Raw genomic sequence first — 17627 nt, forward strand, 5'->3', positions numbered from 1 at the left:
AAGCCCCGCCCCGATTGTGGGGCATGCATCGAGGGTCTTGCATGCTCTATTTCTTCCAGCAGGTTCTGAACGGGCTGCATTCGGGCGCGCTCTACGCATTGCTTGCCTTCGGCTACGTGCTGACCAACGGCATCCTGCACCGCACCAATCTTGCCTATGGCGCGCTGTTCGCCTTTTGCGGGCATACGATGATCCTCACCGCGGCGTTCGGCTATCAGGCGCTGTGGTTGACGCTGTTTGCATCGGTCGCGCTCGGCGTAGTGGCGGCATTCCTTTATGCGGCGCTGCTCAGCCATGTCCTGTCGCGAAGCATCTTCGAACCGCTGGCCGCCCGCTCGCCCAACGCCATCGTGGTGACCACGCTCGGCATATTGCTGGTCTTGTCGGAAGCCAGCCGCATCGCCGCCGATACCCATGACCTATGGTTGCCGCCAATGCTGGCCCAGACCATCGTCTTCGCGCAGAATGCCAGCTTCAAGGCGACGTTGACACTGATTCAGTTGCTCGATTGCGCCGCCGTCCTGGCGGCTATTTCGCTGGCTGCGTGGGGGTTCACACATTCCAGCTTCGGCCGAAGCTGGCGTGCCGTATCCGACGATCCAAACGCCGCTGCGATGTGCGGCGTCGATGTCCGCGCGGTGTTTCGGCGTGCGGTGCTTTTCGGCGGCCTTTGCGCGGCAATGGCTGGCGTGCTCGCCGCCTTCTACTACGGCAACATCAGCTTCGGCACAGGGTTGGTCTACGGGTTGAAAATCCTGTTCGTGACCGCAGTGGGCGGCTATCTCTCGCCTTTGCGGGCGGCACTGGGCGCCGCCGCTTTCGGCATGGCCGAATCGCTATGGGCCGGCTATTTCCCGCTCGAATGGCGGGACGGCTGGATGTACCTGTTCCTCGTCGCCATGCTTGTGCTGATCGGCTCCGGCCGCGACCAACAGAAGATCGCCTGAGCCGCATCCGACTTTGGTTGGATGAATGAACCACATGTCCCCTTGGACATGCAAAGGACGCGGCGCCATTTTGCCGGCGGCCACCTCACAACTGTGTTTATGCGGGCTGTCCGATGTTGACCCGCCGAACCACGCACTGCATACCGTTGGTCCACAGCGACGCGACGGACAGGGAACCGGCGCGCTCCGACACAAGGGAGGAATGCATGGCAGGGCTTCTCGCTCTTTCCAGAGCCATTGACCGTTTGAACGAATTCATCGGCAAATGGGTTTCGTGGCTGATCCTGCTGGCGATCCTGGTAAGCGCCGCCAACGCCGTGATCCGCAAGGTGTTCGACATGTCCTCGAACGCCTGGCTGGAATTGCAATGGTATCTGTTCGGCGCCGCCTTCATGCTGGCCGCCGCCTACACTCTGAAGCAGAACGACCATATCCGCATCGATATCGTCTACGGCATGTTCTCGCGCCGTGTGCAGCACTGGATCGACCTTTTCGGTCACGTCTTCTTCCTGATGCCGTTCGTGACGTTGATGGTCGTCTATTTCGTTCCCTATGTGTCGCTGTCGTATCGCAGCGGCGAGATGTCGAACAATTCCGGCGGGCTGATCATCTGGCCGGCGAAGGCGATTCTGCTGGCCGGCTTTTTTCTGCTCGCGCTGCAGGGCATTTCCGAGATCATCAAGAAGATCGCCATCATGCGCGGTCAGATGGACGATCCCACTCCGTTCATATCGGTGCATGAGCAGGCCGAGCTAGAAGCCAAGGCGCTCGTGGAAGAGGTGCGCTCGTGATCGAGTTCATCGCCCAGAACATGGCGCCGATCATGTTTGCCTCGCTGGTCGTCTTCCTGCTGATCGGCTACCCCGTCGCCTTCTCGCTCGCCGCCAACGGCCTGATGTTCTTCTTCATCGGCGTGCTGCTGTCGCCCTATTCGGGCGGCTCTATCAATCTCGCCTGGCCGTTGCTGCACGCGTTGCCGGATAATTTCTATGGCAGCCGGGTGATGTCGAACGATACGCTGCTGGCGATCCCGTTCTTCACCTTCATGGGCATCGTGCTCGAACGATCCGGCATGGCCGAAGACCTGCTCGACACCATCGGCCAGCTGTTCGGACCGGTCCGTGGTGGCCTTGCCTATGCCGTGATTTTCGTCGGCGCGCTGCTTGCCGCGACGACCGGCGTGGTGGCGGCCTCCGTCATTGCCATGGGTCTGATTTCGCTGCCGATCATGCTGCGCTACGGCTACGACCGGCGGCTGGCATCCGGCGTCATTGCCGCGTCCGGGACCCTCGCCCAGATCATCCCGCCGTCGCTGGTGCTGATCGTCCTGGCCGACCAGCTCGGCCGCTCGGTCGGCGATATGTACAAGGGAGCGCTGATCCCCGGGCTCATTTTGACCGGCATCTACATGCTCTACATCCTGCTCATGTCGATCTTCCGGCCGAAGTCGATGCCGGCCCTGCCGCTGGAGGCCCGCACGCTCGGCCACGGCGTGCTGTCGCTGCTGGCGGCGGTGCTGGCGGCGGTGGTGGTTTCCTATGCGGCGTATCGCTACCTTGCGCCGAACCATGGCGGCGACGCCGATATCCTCGGCGCCACTATTGGCGTCATCTTCATCTATGTCGTGGCGATCGTCGACCAGCGCCTGAAGATCAACCTGATGTCGAGGCTGGCGCAGCAGGTGATCATCGTCCTGATCCCGCCGCTGGCGCTGATCTTCCTGGTGCTGGGCACCATCTTCCTCGGCATCGCCACGCCGACGGAAGGCGGCGCCATGGGCGCCGTCGGCGCGCTGGCAATGGCCGCGATGAAGGGGCGGCTGTCGCTCGACGTGGTCAAGCAGGCGCTGGCCTCGACGACCAGGCTGTCGTCCTTCGTTCTGTTCATCCTGATCGGCGCGCGGGTGTTCTCGCTGACCTTTTACGGGGTCAATGGCCACATCTGGGTCGAGCACCTGTTGACCTCGCTGCCGGGCGGTGAAGTCGGTTTCCTGATTGGCGTCAACATCCTCGTCTTCGTGCTCGCCTTCTTCCTCGACTTTTTCGAGCTTGCCTTCATCATCGTTCCGCTTTTGGCACCGGCGGCCGACAAGCTCGGCATCGACCTGATCTGGTTCGGCGTGCTTTTAGGCGTCAACATGCAGACCTCTTTCATGCATCCGCCCTTCGGCTTCGCGCTGTTTTATCTGCGCTCGGTCGCCGCGCGCGTGCCCTATCTCGACCGGCTCACCGGCAAGCAGATCGCGCCGGTCACCACAGGGCAGATCTATTGGGGCGCAGTGCCCTTCGTCTGTATCCAGGTGATCATGATCGGCCTGACCATCGCCTTCCCGCAGATGGTGATGCACTACAAAGGCACCGTCGTCGATCCAGGCACCATCAACTACCAGGTGCCGGAAACGCCTGGCATCGGCTTGTCGCCGCTTGGCACGCCGCCGGCCAACGGCGGCACTGCCCCGGCCTCACCTTCCACACCGGATTTGTCGCAGCCGCCGAGCTTCGACGAAAAGCCGCCCGCGAAGCCGGCGGCACCGGCAATCGATCTGTCGCAACCCCCGAGTTTCAACTGAGGCGAGTTTCAACTGAGGAAGGCCCTGCAGCCATGAAGGCGGTTCGGTTGGAGCGAGTGGGCGGCCTCGCCGTGTGCGAGGTCGAGAAACCGACCGCCGGGCCAGACGAGCTGCTGGTGCGGATCGAGGCGTGCGGCGTCTGCGGCACCGACAGGCATCTTTTCCACGGTGAATTCCCGTGCACGCCGCCGGTGACGCTCGGGCATGAATTCTCCGGCATCGTCGAGGCGATCGGACCTGAGGTATCCGGCTTTTCGGTCGGCGACCGCGTCACCGGCGATCCCAATATTGCCTGCGGGCGCTGTGCGCATTGTCAGGCGGGCCGAGTCAATCTCTGCAGCAATCTGCGTGCCATCGGCATCCATCGCGACGGCGGCTTTGCCGAATATGTTGCCTTGCCACAGAAACAGGCCTTCGCCTTGCCAGGCGATCTGAAGCCTACGCATGGTGCTTTCTGCGAGCCGCTCGGTTGCTGCCTGCATGGCGTGGACCTTGCCGCGATCAAACCAGGCTCGTCAGTCGCGGTGCTCGGCGGCGGCGTGATCGGCCTGCTCACCGTTCAGCTGGCAAAGCTCGCCGGTGCGACGGCCATCATCCTGTCGACGCGTCAGGCCTCGCGGCGGGCTCTTGCCGAGCAACTTGGCGCAACGGCGACGGTCGATCCCAGCGCCTTCGATGTCACCGATGCGATCGTCGGCCGGTCGGGTTTGATGCCGGGCGGCGTCGACGTGGTGTTCGAATGCGCAGGCGTGAAAGACACTGTTGAGCAGGCGATGCGGCTGGCCAAAGCGGGCGGCACAATTGTCGTCGTCGGCGTTATGCCGCAAGGCATGAAAGCGGCGTTCGAACCGTTCGACCTGCTGTTCCGCGAGTTGAAGGTCCTGGGCTCCTTCCTCAATCCCTTTACCCATCGCCGGGCCGCCGATCTTATCGCTTCGGGGGCTATCGAGGTAGACCGGCTGATATCGCGGCAGGTCACGCTTGAAGAGTCAGCTGCAGTGATCGCCAATCCGCCTGCGCCAGGCGAGGTCAAGGTTCTGGTGGTGCCCGGCTGATCGCAAACGGAATGCGCTGCGGCGCCAGCGTCCCGAAGGAACGCCGGCGCCGCAGAGCAGCAAGGTTCAGAGCCTGCTATTGCGCTGCTGGACCATCATGAAGGTGTCGTAGTTGTACTCGGCCACCTGCGCCCAGAGATAATGCTCCTTGCGGAACGCCTTGATCGAGTCCCAGATCTTCTTGAACGGCGCGTTCGAGGCTTCCATCTCGGCATAGACCTCGTTGGCCTTTTCGAAGCAGGCGGCCATGATCTCCTGGCTGAACGGACTCAACTTGGCGCCGCCGGCAACCAGCCGCTTCACCGCCGCCGGGTTGAGGTAGTCGTATTTCTGCAGCATGTTGGCATCGGCCGCTTGGGCGGCAGTGTGCACCAGCGACTTGTAAGCCGGCGAAAGTTCGTCGTATTTCGCCTTGTTGAACATCAGATGGACGGTCGGTCCACCTTCCCACCAGCCGGGATAGTAGTAATAGGGCGCAACCTTGTAGAAGCCGAGCTTCTCGTCATCATAAGGGCCAACCCATTCGGCGGCATCGATCGTGCCCTTTTCCAGCGCCGGATAAATGTCGCCACCGGCGATCTGCTGCGGAACCACGCCGAGCCTTTGCACCACTTTGCCGGCAAAACCGCCGATGCGCATCTTGAGGCCGGAAAGGTCGGCAACCGTTTTGATCTCCTTGCGAAACCAGCCGCCCATCTGCACGCCGGTATTGCCGCCCGGCAGCCCGAACAGACCCTGCGTCGCCAGGAACTCGTTGAACAGATCGATGCCCCCGCCATGATAGTGCCAGGCGTTGATGCCGCGCGCGTTGAGCGAAAACGGAACCGCCGCTCCCAGCGCCCAGGTCGGGTCCTTGCCCCAGTAATAGTATGCCACAGTATGGCAGGCCTCGACCGTGCCGGCTGTGGTGGCATCGGCGGCCTGCAGGCCGGGAACGAGTTCGCCGGAGGCGAAGACCTGGACCTGGAAGTTGCCGTCGGTCGCCTCCGAAAGCATCTTGGAAAACACTTCGGCACCGCCGTAGATCGTATCGAGCGACTTCGGGAAGGAAGACGCCAGCCGCCAGGTTACTTTCGGATTGGACTGGGCGATGGCCGGCGCAGCAAGTGTCGCGGCAGCGGCCGCAGCGCCGAAACCGGTGGTGCCGGCCTTGCGGATGAACGAACGACGATCCATGAAGTTCCTCCCGTTTGGATCAACTGACCGACGTTCGGGACGCTTCGGCGCCCGCATCGGCTTCGAGCCGACAATACACAGGCAAGGAGTCGAGTCCAGCGCGGCAGCACGGTTTGAGTGGCGCATTTCGGAGAAATTCACGGCGTTGGGCCAGATCTTGCAACTATAGTCTAACGTCGATTAACTGGCCTACGCGACACGCCGAAACTTGCCATGGAAATGCGCCTTCGGATCGCCTATTTTGCAGGCAGATAATTCGTTGCACCCGATGGGATCCGGACCAAATGCACCAGCCGCTCGTCGCCATATCGACCGACGTCCGCCAGTTCGACAATTACACCTGGCATGCCGCGCCGCAGCAATATCTTGAAGCGGCGCTTTCAGGGGCAGGCGTGTTCCCGCTGCTGGTACCGTCCTTCGGCGACCGGCTCGACTTCGATGAACTGCTTTCCGCCGTCGACGGCGTCATGGTCACCGGTTCGAAGTCCAACGTTCATCCCTCGCTCTACGGCGGTGACGCCAGTGAAGCCAATGGTCCCTACGACCCCGCCCGCGACGCCACCACGCTGCCGCTGATCCGCAGGGCGGTGGAGCGCGGAGTACCGCTGCTCGCGATCTGCCGCGGCATCCAGGAGATGAATGTGGCGCTGGGTGGCACGCTGGCCACTGAAATCCAGGAACGCGCCGGTTCGCTCGATCATCGTGCGCCTGCAAGCGACAATCAGGACGAACGCTTCGCCATCCGCCAGAGCGTGTCGATAAAACCCGGCAGCTGCCTGGCCGGGGTCTTCGGCGCCGGCGACATCATGGTCAATTCGGTGCATCGCCAGGCTGTCGACCGGCTTGGCCCAAAGCTGCAGGTCGAAGCGGTCGCCGCCGACGGCACTGTCGAGGCGGTCTCGGTGCGCGATGCACGCGCTTTCGCCGTCGGCGTCCAGTGGCATCCCGAATACTGGGTCAAATCGGACAGCATCTCGGTAAAGATATTTCGCGCTTTCGGTGACGCCGTGCGGCTGCATCAGGCGGCGAAATCGGGTGCGCGCGCCGCGGCGGAATAGGGCTCGTCAGTTGCCGGCCGACGCCAGGGTCAGCAGCGGCAGCACCGGCGCGTAGGATTCGTAACCGTCGCCATCGGCGACCGAGAACATGACGATCGGATCGTTGCCGTTGGCGCTGAATGTGACCGTGCCGTCATCCTGCTCTCGCCAGAACTTCGCCTGCTCGACACCGGGCAACACCCGGCGGCAATTCGCGGCGACCGTCAACAGCGACAGGCCTTGCGAAATCTCGGCGCCACGGGTGACCGCACAAGACGCCTCGTCACCATGGGCTACCAGCCTGTAGGTGCTGGACGAAGGTGCTGGCTCACTGGCTGCGCGGCTTTGACCGCTACCGGCGTAAAACAGCTGGACGCTGCCTAACAGCGCAGCAATCGCCATCAATGCGGGAAGCGTTTTCATCCTGTTTCTCCGCGCATTTCAAGCGCGCCGTGTTCGATGTCATCAGGAGGAGGCGCGCTTCATCTTGCTGCCATGTGCTGTCAAGGGGACATACACTAGCCAAGGAGGCAGAATGATTCCGAAGGGTTAAGCTGAAGTTAACAATAGGGCGGTCACGGCCTCGCCTTGACGTTTGCCGTCTCCGGCACCGGCGTCAGCGCCTTGCGCTGCGAAAACCACGAGACCAGATTGTCGACGCACAGGTCCGCCATGGCGCGGCGGGTGTGCTGCGAGGCCGAGCCGACATGAGGCAAAAGCGAGGTGTTGGGCGCGGCAAGCAACGCCGCAGGCACGTTCGGCTCGTCGGCAAAAACGTCTAGCCCGGCAGCGGCGATGCTGCCGCTGGCAAGTGCGGCGGCAAGAGTTGGTTCGTCGACCGTGCTGCCCCTGCCGATATTGACGAAGACGCCGTTCGGCCCCAGAGCCGAGAGGATTTCGGCATTGACGGCCTTGTCCGTCGAGGCCCCGCCGGGCGCCACCGAGATCAGCGTGTCGACCGCCTCGGCGAGACCTTTCAGCGTCGGGTGATAGTCATAGGGCAGGCCTTCGACGCGGCGCCGGTTGTGATAGGCGATGGGCAGTCCGAAAGCATCGAGCCGGCGGGCAATGGCGAGTCCGATGCGGCCCATGCCGAAGATGCCGACACGGCGACCGCGCAAAGTCAGCCGGCTCAGTGGATAGTTGCCGTTGCGCAGCCAACTTCCGTCGCGCAGCCACGCCTCGGCGCGCGGCAGTTCGCGGATGGTATTGATCAACAGGCCGAGCGCCGTATCGGCGACCTCTTCGGTCAGCACATCCGGTGTGTTGGTGACCATGATGCCGCGCCGTGCGGCGTGGTGGACATCGACCGAATCATAGCCGACGCCGAAATTGGCGATAATCTCGAGCTTTGGCAGCGCGTCCATCAACGCGGCGCTTATGCCGCCAAAGGCGGCTATGCCGCGCACCGTAAGGCGCATCTCGTCGGTGACCAGCGACGGATCGGCGCGTTCGATCCGGACGCGGCTGAACGCCCCGTCGATGCGGCCGACCGCATGGTCGTTGAACTGGCCCGGCACCAGAATGGTAACAGCTTGCTGGTCGGTTTTTGTCATGCACGTTCCACCGGTTTGCCGGTCGACTGGCGCACATGCAGTTCCGGCTTGATCAGTTCCTGCGACGGCCGCACCGTCTGTCCGTTGAGTTTGTCGAGCAGCGCGCTGGCAGCGCGGCGGCCAACCTCACGCTGGCCGTTCCAGACCGTGGTTAGCGCCGGCGTCGCGATCGCCGCCTCCTCGAGGTCGTCATAGCCAGTGACCGAAATGTCGATGCCCGGCACCAGACCAGCGCGGGCAATGCCGTTCATCAGGCCGATGGCGACGAGGTCGTTCCAGCAGCAGGCCGCGGTCGGCCTGTCCTTTAGCGCCAGGAACTGCCCGGCAGCCTCGAAGCCGGCCTGCTTGGTGCGCGGGCCGGCGATGCGCCAGGACGGCCTGACCTCAAGCCCCGCCGCCTCCATGGCGTTGACATATCCCTGATAGCGGTCGCGGCCGGTCGACGTCTGATCGGTACCGCCGATCATTGCGATGCGCTTGTGGCCAAGCGAGATCAGATGGTTGGTGGCAAGCCCGGTGCCATAGGCATCGTCGCCGCGAAACACCGGCACGTCGGCACCTTCGACGGTGCGTGCAATCAGCACTGCCGGGAGACCGTTCTCCTCGGCCATGATTATGTCTTCGGGCGGCGTGCCGATGGCCGGCGACATGATGACCCCGTCAGCGCCGAGCTGCAGAAGCGTGTCGATGAAAGTGCGTTGTTTCTCGAGCTGGTCGTAGTGGTTCGACAGGATGAAGGTTTGCCGGCTGCGGTCGAGCTCGCTCTCTATCGAACGCAATATCTCGGCAAAGAACGGGTTCATGATGTCGTGGACGACAACGCCGACTATGCCCGAGCGCGAGGTGCGCAGGCTGGCGGCGCGGCGGTTGTAGATATAGCCGATGGCGCGGGCATGTTCCTTGATGCGGTCGCGGGTGCCGCCGGCGACCAGCGGGCTGTCGCGCAAGGCCAGCGAGACCGTGGCCGTGGACACGCCGAGCGCATCCGCGATGGTCGAAAGCTTGATCTTCTGTGCCAGCGCCCTGCGCTCCCGAAGCAATTTAAACTGTTTAAAGGCCGGCTCTTATGCCATCGATTCCGAGCAAATCAAAGTTTTTTTGCCAGCGCTTCCGCCTCCGCGTCCAGCGTCGCGCGGTTACGCAAACGAAGCCGGTGCTCACGGTGAACGATGTAGAGGCCGCTGGCGACGATGACTGTGGCACCGACCAGCGTCCAGCCATCGGGAAACTGGTTGAAGACGATCAGGCCGGAGATGATCATCCAGATCATCTGCGAATAGGGATAGGGAGCCAGGGCCGTGGTGGTGGCAAGGCGATAGGCCTGCACAAGAAGCCAATGACCGATGGCGCCGAAGACGCCAAGCATCAGCAATATGAACCAGTGCCAGCCATCCTGCGGCAGCGAAGGCGAAAACGGCAGTGTCGGCAAAAGCAGCACGGCCGGCGCCAGCGCCGAAAACAGGATGAGGCTTTCGGAGGTTTCCGTAGCCGACATGCGGCGCGTCATGATGACGTAGAAACTGTTCGACAGCATCGAGCCGAGCGCAAAGAGATGGCCGACGCCAAAAAGGCCGACGCCCGGCCGGGTGATGACGAGGACGCCGATAAAGCCGCTCATGATCGCCAGCCAGCGCCGCCAGCCGGCCCATTCGCCGAGCAACGGACCGGCAAGCGCGGTGATCACCATCGGGCCGAAGAAGTAGATCGAGGTGGTTTCCGCCAGTTGCAGCGTCCGCAGCGCCAGAATGTTGAACATCGTCGATCCGAACAGGAGCAGACCGCGCGTGATGTGCGCCGGCAGGTTGGCGGGACGAAAGCGCAGCGGCTCACGCCATCCGCGCAGAAAAACGCCGACGATCAGCACATGGACCGCGAAGCGGGTCCACGCGACGATCAGCGCCGAGACGCCGGCCAGGACAAGGTACTTGCTGCTGGTGTCGAGGAAGGTGAAAAACACATAGACGGAAAGCATGCACAGGATCGCCGCCGGCGATGTCGCGCTTTCGTCATGTCTTGGGGAAGCATTCAATTTCAGGCCGGACGGGAAGCAAGGCAGTCCTTCACCCATGCGGGAATTGTCGCCTGCGGGCAAGCCAAAAGAGGCTGGCACAACGACAGGCTAAGGTTTTGTTGCTGGTGGCCGACGAGTCAAGCGTGCATGCGGGCACCCTTGGTGATCCTGTCGACGAGTTTCTTTTCGGCGCGAAGCGCGATGCCGACCACCTTGGCGTCCTCCGGCGCAAACTCGGCAAAGACGGCACGGTTGGCCAGATCATAACCAGTCGAAAACATTTCCTCGACATAGAGCGATACCGTCACACCACGCTCCAGCGCCCGCCGCTGGATCGCGCCGAGCGTCTGGCCGTCCGCCGAAAGCACGATGACCGGCTGGATCGACAGCGGGTTGTAGATGTTGCCGGCGCGATCACGGTAGGGGTCGCCGATAATGTCGGGAAATTGCGCGACGATGCCGCTGGTCAGAAAGGCGGTGACATTGAGCTTTTGCCAGACGGGAAGATCATCCTTGAGCACGATTGCAAATTTCGTATCGAACATGCGACAGTTTCCAATCCGAAAGGGGCCAATCCGAGGCTGCGAGAAAAGCGATGCCGCACGGTCTAGACGGGGAAGCCTTTCAGGGTCTTGGACGTTTGTGCGTGGATGCAGCCGAAAACTGCATCGTACCGGCACCCCGTGCTGCCGGCATGGAACGCATCGAGGCCCGGTTCCACGGCAACGCCTTCGATCTCCATCGCCACGACACCTATGCGATCGGGGTGACGCTTTATGGCGTGCAGCGCTTCCGCTATCGCGGCCAAATGCATCAGAGCTTGCCTGGCCAGATCATTATCCTTCATCCCGACGAACTGCACGATGGCGGTGCCGGTACCGAAGACGGCTTGCGATACAGAATGCTCTATTTGGAGCCGTCTCTGATGCTCGATTGTCTCGGCGGCGGATCACTGCCGTTCGTCAGGAATGCCGTTGTGACAGACCGCGATCTCCGCGCGACGCTGCTTTCGGCGCTCGGGCCGCTGGATCAGCAACTGGACGAGCTGTTTGTCGTCGATTTCATGACGCAGCTTATGCAAAGCCTGGCCCGGCACGCCGGTCAGCCGGCGAAACCGGTAGCGAAAACGGCGTGGCGCGCCGCCAGCCTGGCGCGCGACTATCTGGAGGAAAATCTCGCGCGGATTGTACGTTCAGACGAATTGGAGGCGATAACCGGATTGGATCGTTATGCCCTGTCGCGGCATTTTCGCGCGACCTTCTCGACCAGCCCGCACCGGTTCCTGTTGATGCGCCGGCTTCAGCGAGCCCGTCGGATGATCGAAGCCGACGAGCCGCTGGCGCAAATCGCCATCGCCGCCGGCTTCAGTGATCAAAGCCATTTCAATCGGCATTTCAAGAAGGCGTTCGGCGTCACACCGGGACGTTGGTCGGCACTGACGCGGCGGCCGTCAGCGGCGAACGCGTGAGCTATTCAAGCATCTTTTCTTCTATATCCAGGTCGTCATCCGGGAGCACCATTTCGCCGTTCGACAGGTTCGCCTCGACGCGGGCAAGCAGCTTGAACAGCGCTTTCTGATCCTTCTTGTCGAGACCCTTCAATGCCTGCTTTTCGGTCTTCTTCACCGATTTCTCGATGGCGTGGATGATTTCGCGGCCGGTGTCGGTGAGGAAAATATGCGCCTGGCGGGCATCGGCGGAGGAGGCGCGCTTTTCCAGAAAACCCTGTGCCTGCAGCCGGTTGATGGTCTTGGTGATGGTCGGCGGACGCACGCCGAGGCGGCCGGCAAGGTTGCCGGGCGTCTGCCCGTCCTCGCGGTCGAGCGCCAGCATGATCTGGTCCTGGCCGGCATAGAAACCATGCGCCAGAAGCCGGGCGGCGAGCGCCGTGCGCGCCAGCCGCGCCGCCGAATGCAGCCGGCTCATTGTTGCAGTCTTGTCCGCCTTGGCCATGCTCATCCCTCCTCGGCCGAACCGGAGCGGACAGCATAGAAGCAGGCCGCCGGTTGGCAATGACCATCGAAAACATTCCGGCTCGGAAAATAGCTTTGCCGGCAAGCATCGCGGTGTTCGCCGTGGCTAATGCCAGATGTTTATTTCAGTTAGATGACAAACGACTTTCTGGAAGGGCTGGATGGGACATGACGAGGCGTTCTCAACCGGCCTTCACCGCGACCACCATCAAGGCCTGAAAGGCGTCCGCCATTTCCCGCAGCGCTGCCTGCGACAGCAGCCCGGCCTGCCGCGCAATGCCGTCCCGCGCGTTCGATGTATCGCGTTTGCCCGGGCGATCTTTATAGGGCGCGACGGTGGCGAATATCTGCTCGCTGAGGCTGTCGGGGAAGAACATCTGGCCGGTCATTACCGAGCGGTCGTCAGGGAAAATCTTGAAATGGATGTGGGTGGTGCGGCCGCGATACCAGCCGGGATAGATGGTGGCGAAAGAAGCGATGCCGCTTTCATCGGTTCTCTGCCAGCCCCGCAGAAAACTCTGGCCGGACGTGTCGATATCCTGCCCGTCGCCCTGTCCGGGATAACCGGAATAGGCGCCCTGGGCGTCGCAATGCCAGATGTCGACGCGTGCGCCGGGAAGCGGCCGGCAGGCGGCGTCGACGATTTGCAGCCGCACATTGAGGGCGATGCCCTTCTTGCCCTCGGTGATATCGGCGCGTTCGAGCTTCGGGTCGAAATAGAACGGCCCTTCGGCGACCTCGGGCGTGATGGCGCAGACGCCGGCACCGGCTTCGAACAAAGCAAGCCCGGCATAGGGCGAAACCTTCCCGGCCCTTGCACCGGCGGGCAGGAATATGCCGCCAGCGGTAACCGCAACGAGACGGAGCGCCTGCCGACGGCTTAGTGGCAAGGACTTGTCGGACATCTGGCGTCTCTTCAATGCGAACAGCCCTCGTGAATGACCCTTTGCCTGTCTAAGCCCACCGCCAACCCGCGCCAATGAAAGTTCGGCAATGTGAGGAAAGTTCGGCAATACCAGCCTCTCTTTGGTCCACCGGTTTGGCTCGTGCAAAAGCCGAGCACACATCCTATATGGAGCCGACAATCCCTATTCGAGGCACAATATGAGCGACGCACAGACGCAGATCCCCGTAACCGTCCTCACCGGCTATCTTGGCGCCGGCAAGACGACACTGCTCAACCGCATCCTTTCGGAAAACCATGGCAAGCGCTACGCGGTCATCGTCAATGAATTCGGCGAGATCGGCATCGACAACGAGCTGATCGTGGAATCCGACGAGGAAATCTACGAGATGAACAATGGCTGCGTCTGCTGCACCGTGCGCGGCGACCTGATCCGCGTCGTCGAAGGCCTGATGCGCCGGCCCGGCCGCTTCGACGCCATCGTCGTCGAGACCACAGGCCTCGCCGATCCCGTGCCGGTAGCACAAACCTTCTTCATGGACGACGACGTGCGTTCCAAGACCAGGCTCGATGCGGTGGTGGCGCTGGTCGACGCCAAGCACTTGCCGCTGCGCCTCAAGGATTCCCGCGAGGCCGAGGACCAGATCGCCTTTGCCGACGTCGTCGTGCTCAACAAGACCGATCTCGTCACCCCCGAAGAGCTGAGCAAGGTTGAGGCAACGATCCGCGCCATCAACCCGGCGGCACGCATCCATCGCACCACGCGCGCCAGCGTGGCGCTGTCCGAGGTGCTGGATCGCGGTGCGTTCGACCTGTCCCGAGCGCTGGAGAACGATCCGCACTTCCTCGAGGCGCATGACGATCACGACCATCATGATCATGATCATGACCACCACCACCATGATCACGACGGCCATGATCACCACGATCATGACGGCCATCATCATGCGCACCCTTCCGACATCCATGACGTGACCGTGCAGTCGGTGTCGCTGCGCGGTGGCGAGATGGACCCGAAAAAGTTCTTCCCGTGGATCGAGAAGGTCACCCAGATGGAAGGCCCGAACATCCTGCGGCTGAAAGGGATCATCGCGCTGAAAGGCGATGACGAGCGCTATGTCATCCAGGGCGTGCACATGATCATCGAGGGCGACCACCAGCGCGCCTGGAAGGACGGCGAGAAACACGAGAGCCGGCTGGTGTTCATCGGACGCGAACTCGATGCCGAGCGGCTGAAGACAAGCTTCGAGGCCTGCCAGGCCGCTTGATTTAGCTACCTTCTTCCTTTTCCCCCTTGTGGGAGGAGGGGCAGCCGCAACGCTGGCGCTCTCTACTCACGACGATCCGAAGCACGGGTTGAGACGGGCAGCTCAACCCCTTAAGGGTGAGGCAGCAGAAACCTCGGACGGAATTATCTCTCATGCCCACAGTCGCCCCGCTCGATCTCGAAGGCCACTGCCTCGCCGCCGTGTTCCTCGGCGACGTGCCGCACTTTGCGCTGGCTGACGGCACAATCCATCGGCTTGACCACGGCCACAAGACGGTGCAGGCCAATGACGGGATGCTCGCCGCCTTCCATGATGCGGCGAACGACCGGCTGATCACCGGTGGTGAGGACGGCAGGATCTTTGGCGTGACCGCTGGCGGCAATACCGCGGAATTGGCGACCGCAGGCAAAAAATGGATCACCAGCGTCGCCGCCGGGCCGCAAGGCGCTGTTGCCTATGCTTCGGGCAAGATTGCCTATGTGCGCTTTGCCGACGGCAAAACCAGGGAATTCTCGCATCCGCGCTCGGTCGAGGGGCTGGCCTTCTCGCCCAAGGGCATGCGCTTCGGCGTTGCCCGCTACAATGGCGCGACGCTGCATTTCCCGGCCGCCGACGGCAAGCCGGTCGAACTCGAATGGGCCGGTGCACACACCGGCATCACCTTCTCGCCGGACGGCGGCTTCGTCGTCACCACCATGCAGGAAAACGCGCTGCATGGCTGGAAGCTCGCCGACGGCAAGCACATGCGGATGTCCGGCTACCCCGGCAAGGTCAAAAGCCTGTCGTGGAGCGCCAAGGGCAAATGGCTGGCGAGTTCCGGCGCGCCGGCGGCGATCGTCTGGCCGTTTTCGGGCAAGGACGGGCCGATGGGCAAGGCGCCGCTGGAACTCGGCACGCGCGGCAATGCGATGGTCACCTCCGTCGCCTGTCACCCGAGCCAGGACGTCGTTGCTGTCGGCTATGATGACGGCATGGTGATGGCGGTGCGTTTCGCCGACGCCAGGGAAGTGCTTTTGCGCCGGCCGGGCAAGGGCGCCGTCACCTCGATGATGTGGGACAGGCAAGAGCGCCGCGTCGTCTTCGGCAGTGCTGCCGGCGACTGCGGCGTCATCGATATTGCGGCGTAGCCTGTTACTTACTCGGCTCCGCAAGATACTTTGCCGGTCAATTCATCCGGTTTGCCGTCCTTTTCGGCATCAGCCGTAACATCATAGATTGAGAGCAAATAGCGGCCGTCATAGACGCCTTCGTCGCTGGCCTTGGTCAGGATCGCCAGTTCGACATAGCCGTAGGCATTTTCGACCTGCCGTTCGTGGTAGACGAGCAGCCGCAATTCCTTGTTGTCGAGCCAATATTGCGTGAGGTTCTGATCCCCGAACACCGTCTTGCGCAGACTGTCGGCAGCCGGCCTGCCCAGAATTTCGAGCTCGCCGCTAAAATTGAAGGTCGGCCCGCCCATGCCTCTGGTGACCCCGGCACCGACCTGAAATTTGACGGCTGCATCCTCGGCGGAACACCAGATGCCGCCCGACGCCAGAGCCGCACCAACCGACGACAGCAGCGTTGCTGCGCAGACGATCGCCCGCACCATCTTGTCCCCTCCGGCCGAAGTAGCATTGGCGCCCGAAGGCGACTCGCGGTCAAGCGCCTGTTTCCATTTAAATACCGCTGACCCAACACAGGGCAGCCGCCCGGCCAATTGCGGTGGCGGATGCCGATTGTCTAAACTGCGACTGAGAGGGGCCGCCATGAACGTCATCGACCATGCAAAGACTTCCATCGGCGGCATCGGCCTGGCCCGGATCGCCGAGTTGTACGAGACCGAGGCAGAAGTCTTCCGCCGGGCGCGGCCGAAATCGATGGCCATAATCGGCAATGGCTTGCCCGGCTTCTTCGGCGGCGTGCCGATGCACTGGATGAACGACTGGCCGACGCCTTTCCCGATTCTGGTCGACAGCGCCAGGGGCGCCACGATCACCGACATCGACGGCAACCGACTGGACGATTTCTGTCTTGGCGACACCGGCTCGATGTTCGGCCATTCGCCGCCGCCGGTCGCCCGCGCCATCCGCCGGCAGGCCGGACGCGGCCTGACCTATATGCTGCCCAGCGAAGACGCACTGGCCATCGGGCCGCTGCTGAAACAGCGGTTCGGCCTGCCTTTCTGGCAGATCGCAACGACGGCGACCGACGCCAACCGCTTTGCGTTACGCGTTGCCCGCGCCGTCACCAGCCGCGAGAAGATTCTGGTCTTCAACGGCTGCTATCACGGCTCGGTCGACGAGACTATGGTGCGGCTGATCGACGGCAGACCGGTCAACCGGCCGGGATTGGCCGGCGAGTTCCGCGACCTGACACGGGCAACTGATGTCGTCGAGTTCAACGATCTGCCGGCGCTCGACGCGGCACTCCGGGGCAACGATGTCGCCTGCGTCATCACCGAGCCGGTGCTGACCAACTCCTGCATGGTGCTGCCCGAAGCCGGCTTTCATGATGGCTTGCGGCGTCTTACTCGTGCGACCGGCACGCTGCTGCTAATCGACGAGACGCATACCATCTCGACCGGTCCCGGCGGCTATACGAGAAAATTCGGGCTGGAGCCTGATCTGTTCGTGCTCGGCAAGCCGATCGCCGGCGGCGTGCCGGCCAGTGTGTGGGGGATGAGCGAGGACGTCGCGACCCGCTATGCCGCCTATAACAGGGTGAAGGAACCGGGCTATTCAGGCATGGGGACGACACTGTCGGGCAATCCGCTGCAATTCGCGGCGATGCGCGCCGCATTGGAAGAGGTGATGACCGACGAGGCCTACGGCCATATGGATCATCTGGCGCGGCGGCTCGACGCCGGACTGACCGCCGTCATCGACCGCTACCGGCTGCCCTGGCATGTCTCACGTGTCGGCGCCCGCGTCGAGTTCATCTGCGCGCCCGGCCCGCTGAGGAATGGCGGCCAAGCGGAAGCAGCCCATGCGCCCGAACTCGAAGCGGCGATGCATGTCGCGCTGGCCAATCGCGGCGTGTTGATCGCGCCCTTCCACAACATGATGCTGATCTCCCCGGCCACGAGTGCGGCCCAGGTGAACCGGCTGATGACCGCCTTCGCGGCGGTTGCGGCCAGGCTCACGGCGTGAG

The 17627-nt window shown here is 62.7% G+C and carries 18 protein-coding genes; 9 read left to right on the forward strand and 9 right to left on the reverse strand.

Annotation, left to right across the window (positions count from 1 at the left end; translation table 11 throughout):
* Window positions 1-41: 41 nt before the first annotated feature.
* From NKI63_RS00105 to NKI63_RS00120, 4 genes are all read left to right on the forward strand, one after another.
* On the forward strand, window positions 42-947 hold the full coding sequence (locus NKI63_RS00105; protein ID WP_352820150.1) for a branched-chain amino acid ABC transporter permease: 906 nt from the start codon (window positions 42-44) through the stop codon (window positions 945-947).
* Between the two features lie 206 nt (window positions 948-1153).
* Window positions 1154-1738: a TRAP transporter small permease subunit gene (locus NKI63_RS00110; RefSeq protein WP_352700890.1), complete on the forward strand. Its 585-nt coding sequence runs from the start codon at window positions 1154-1156 to the stop codon at window positions 1736-1738.
* A complete protein-coding gene (locus tag NKI63_RS00115) occupies window positions 1738-3516 on the forward strand; it encodes a TRAP transporter large permease (RefSeq protein ID WP_352506052.1) in 1779 nt (592 codons plus the stop codon). Before NKI63_RS00110 ends, NKI63_RS00115 begins: the two co-directional genes overlap by 1 nt.
* A 32-nt stretch (window positions 3517-3548) precedes the next feature.
* Window positions 3549-4571, forward strand: coding sequence for a zinc-dependent alcohol dehydrogenase family protein (locus tag NKI63_RS00120; protein ID WP_352820151.1), 1023 nt, complete (start codon window positions 3549-3551; stop codon window positions 4569-4571).
* A gap of 66 nt (window positions 4572-4637) precedes the next feature.
* On the opposite strand, the gene NKI63_RS00125 is transcribed toward NKI63_RS00120, so the two are convergent.
* Complete coding sequence (locus NKI63_RS00125; protein ID WP_254816035.1) at window positions 4638-5747, reverse strand: TRAP transporter substrate-binding protein; 1110 nt, start codon at window positions 5745-5747, stop codon at window positions 4638-4640.
* 284 nt (window positions 5748-6031) lie between these two features.
* Between NKI63_RS00125 and NKI63_RS00130 the strand changes: the two genes are divergently transcribed.
* Window positions 6032-6805: a gamma-glutamyl-gamma-aminobutyrate hydrolase family protein gene (locus tag NKI63_RS00130; RefSeq protein WP_352480083.1), complete on the forward strand. Its 774-nt coding sequence runs from the start codon at window positions 6032-6034 to the stop codon at window positions 6803-6805.
* 6 nt (window positions 6806-6811) lie between these two features.
* Here NKI63_RS00130 and NKI63_RS00135 read toward each other — a convergent pair whose 3' ends face one another.
* The 5 genes from NKI63_RS00135 to NKI63_RS00155 form a co-directional block, all read right to left on the reverse strand.
* A complete protein-coding gene (locus NKI63_RS00135; protein WP_352480082.1) occupies window positions 6812-7207 on the reverse strand; it encodes a hypothetical protein in 396 nt (131 codons plus the stop codon).
* Between the two features lie 152 nt (window positions 7208-7359).
* On the reverse strand, window positions 7360-8340 hold the full coding sequence (locus NKI63_RS00140) for a 2-hydroxyacid dehydrogenase (protein WP_352505888.1): 981 nt from the start codon (window positions 8338-8340) through the stop codon (window positions 7360-7362).
* Complete coding sequence (locus NKI63_RS00145) at window positions 8337-9359, reverse strand: LacI family DNA-binding transcriptional regulator (protein WP_023676245.1); 1023 nt, start codon at window positions 9357-9359, stop codon at window positions 8337-8339. Before NKI63_RS00145 ends, NKI63_RS00140 begins: the two co-directional genes overlap by 4 nt.
* Before the next feature lie 68 nt (window positions 9360-9427).
* Window positions 9428-10312, reverse strand: coding sequence for a DMT family transporter (locus NKI63_RS00150; RefSeq protein WP_352505889.1), 885 nt, complete (start codon window positions 10310-10312; stop codon window positions 9428-9430).
* A 176-nt stretch (window positions 10313-10488) separates the two neighbouring features.
* On the reverse strand, window positions 10489-10896 hold the full coding sequence (locus tag NKI63_RS00155; RefSeq protein ID WP_352505890.1) for a DUF2000 family protein: 408 nt from the start codon (window positions 10894-10896) through the stop codon (window positions 10489-10491).
* A gap of 50 nt (window positions 10897-10946) precedes the next feature.
* On the opposite strand from NKI63_RS00155, the gene NKI63_RS00160 reads away from it, so the two are divergent.
* Window positions 10947-11819: an AraC family transcriptional regulator gene (locus tag NKI63_RS00160; protein WP_352686621.1), complete on the forward strand. Its 873-nt coding sequence runs from the start codon at window positions 10947-10949 to the stop codon at window positions 11817-11819.
* Between the two features lies 1 nt (window position 11820).
* Here NKI63_RS00160 and NKI63_RS00165 read toward each other — a convergent pair whose 3' ends face one another.
* Both NKI63_RS00165 and NKI63_RS00170 read right to left on the reverse strand, forming a co-directional pair.
* Complete coding sequence (locus NKI63_RS00165) at window positions 11821-12303, reverse strand: MarR family winged helix-turn-helix transcriptional regulator (RefSeq protein WP_352686618.1); 483 nt, start codon at window positions 12301-12303, stop codon at window positions 11821-11823.
* A gap of 202 nt (window positions 12304-12505) precedes the next feature.
* Complete coding sequence (locus NKI63_RS00170; RefSeq protein ID WP_352686615.1) at window positions 12506-13228, reverse strand: intradiol ring-cleavage dioxygenase; 723 nt, start codon at window positions 13226-13228, stop codon at window positions 12506-12508.
* A 199-nt stretch (window positions 13229-13427) separates the two neighbouring features.
* Here NKI63_RS00170 and NKI63_RS00175 point away from each other — a divergent pair, with 199 nt between their 5' ends.
* Both NKI63_RS00175 and NKI63_RS00180 read left to right on the forward strand, forming a co-directional pair.
* Window positions 13428-14495: a CobW family GTP-binding protein gene (locus NKI63_RS00175; RefSeq protein WP_352650084.1), complete on the forward strand. Its 1068-nt coding sequence runs from the start codon at window positions 13428-13430 to the stop codon at window positions 14493-14495.
* A 152-nt stretch (window positions 14496-14647) separates the two neighbouring features.
* Window positions 14648-15622, forward strand: a complete 975-nt coding sequence (locus NKI63_RS00180) for a WD40 repeat domain-containing protein (protein ID WP_352686612.1) — start codon at window positions 14648-14650, stop codon at window positions 15620-15622.
* An 8-nt stretch (window positions 15623-15630) separates the two neighbouring features.
* Here NKI63_RS00180 and NKI63_RS00185 read toward each other — a convergent pair whose 3' ends face one another.
* Entirely contained in the window at window positions 15631-16086 is a 456-nt protein-coding gene (locus tag NKI63_RS00185) for a hypothetical protein (RefSeq protein ID WP_302893581.1), read from the reverse strand.
* A gap of 157 nt (window positions 16087-16243) precedes the next feature.
* Between NKI63_RS00185 and NKI63_RS00190 the strand changes: the two genes are divergently transcribed.
* Window positions 16244-17626, forward strand: coding sequence for an aspartate aminotransferase family protein (locus tag NKI63_RS00190; protein WP_352686609.1), 1383 nt, complete (start codon window positions 16244-16246; stop codon window positions 17624-17626).
* Window position 17627: the final 1 nt, after the last annotated feature.

It is taken from the genome of Mesorhizobium sp. M0410 (assembly GCF_040321435.1).
GTDB lineage: Bacteria > Pseudomonadota > Alphaproteobacteria > Rhizobiales > Rhizobiaceae > Mesorhizobium.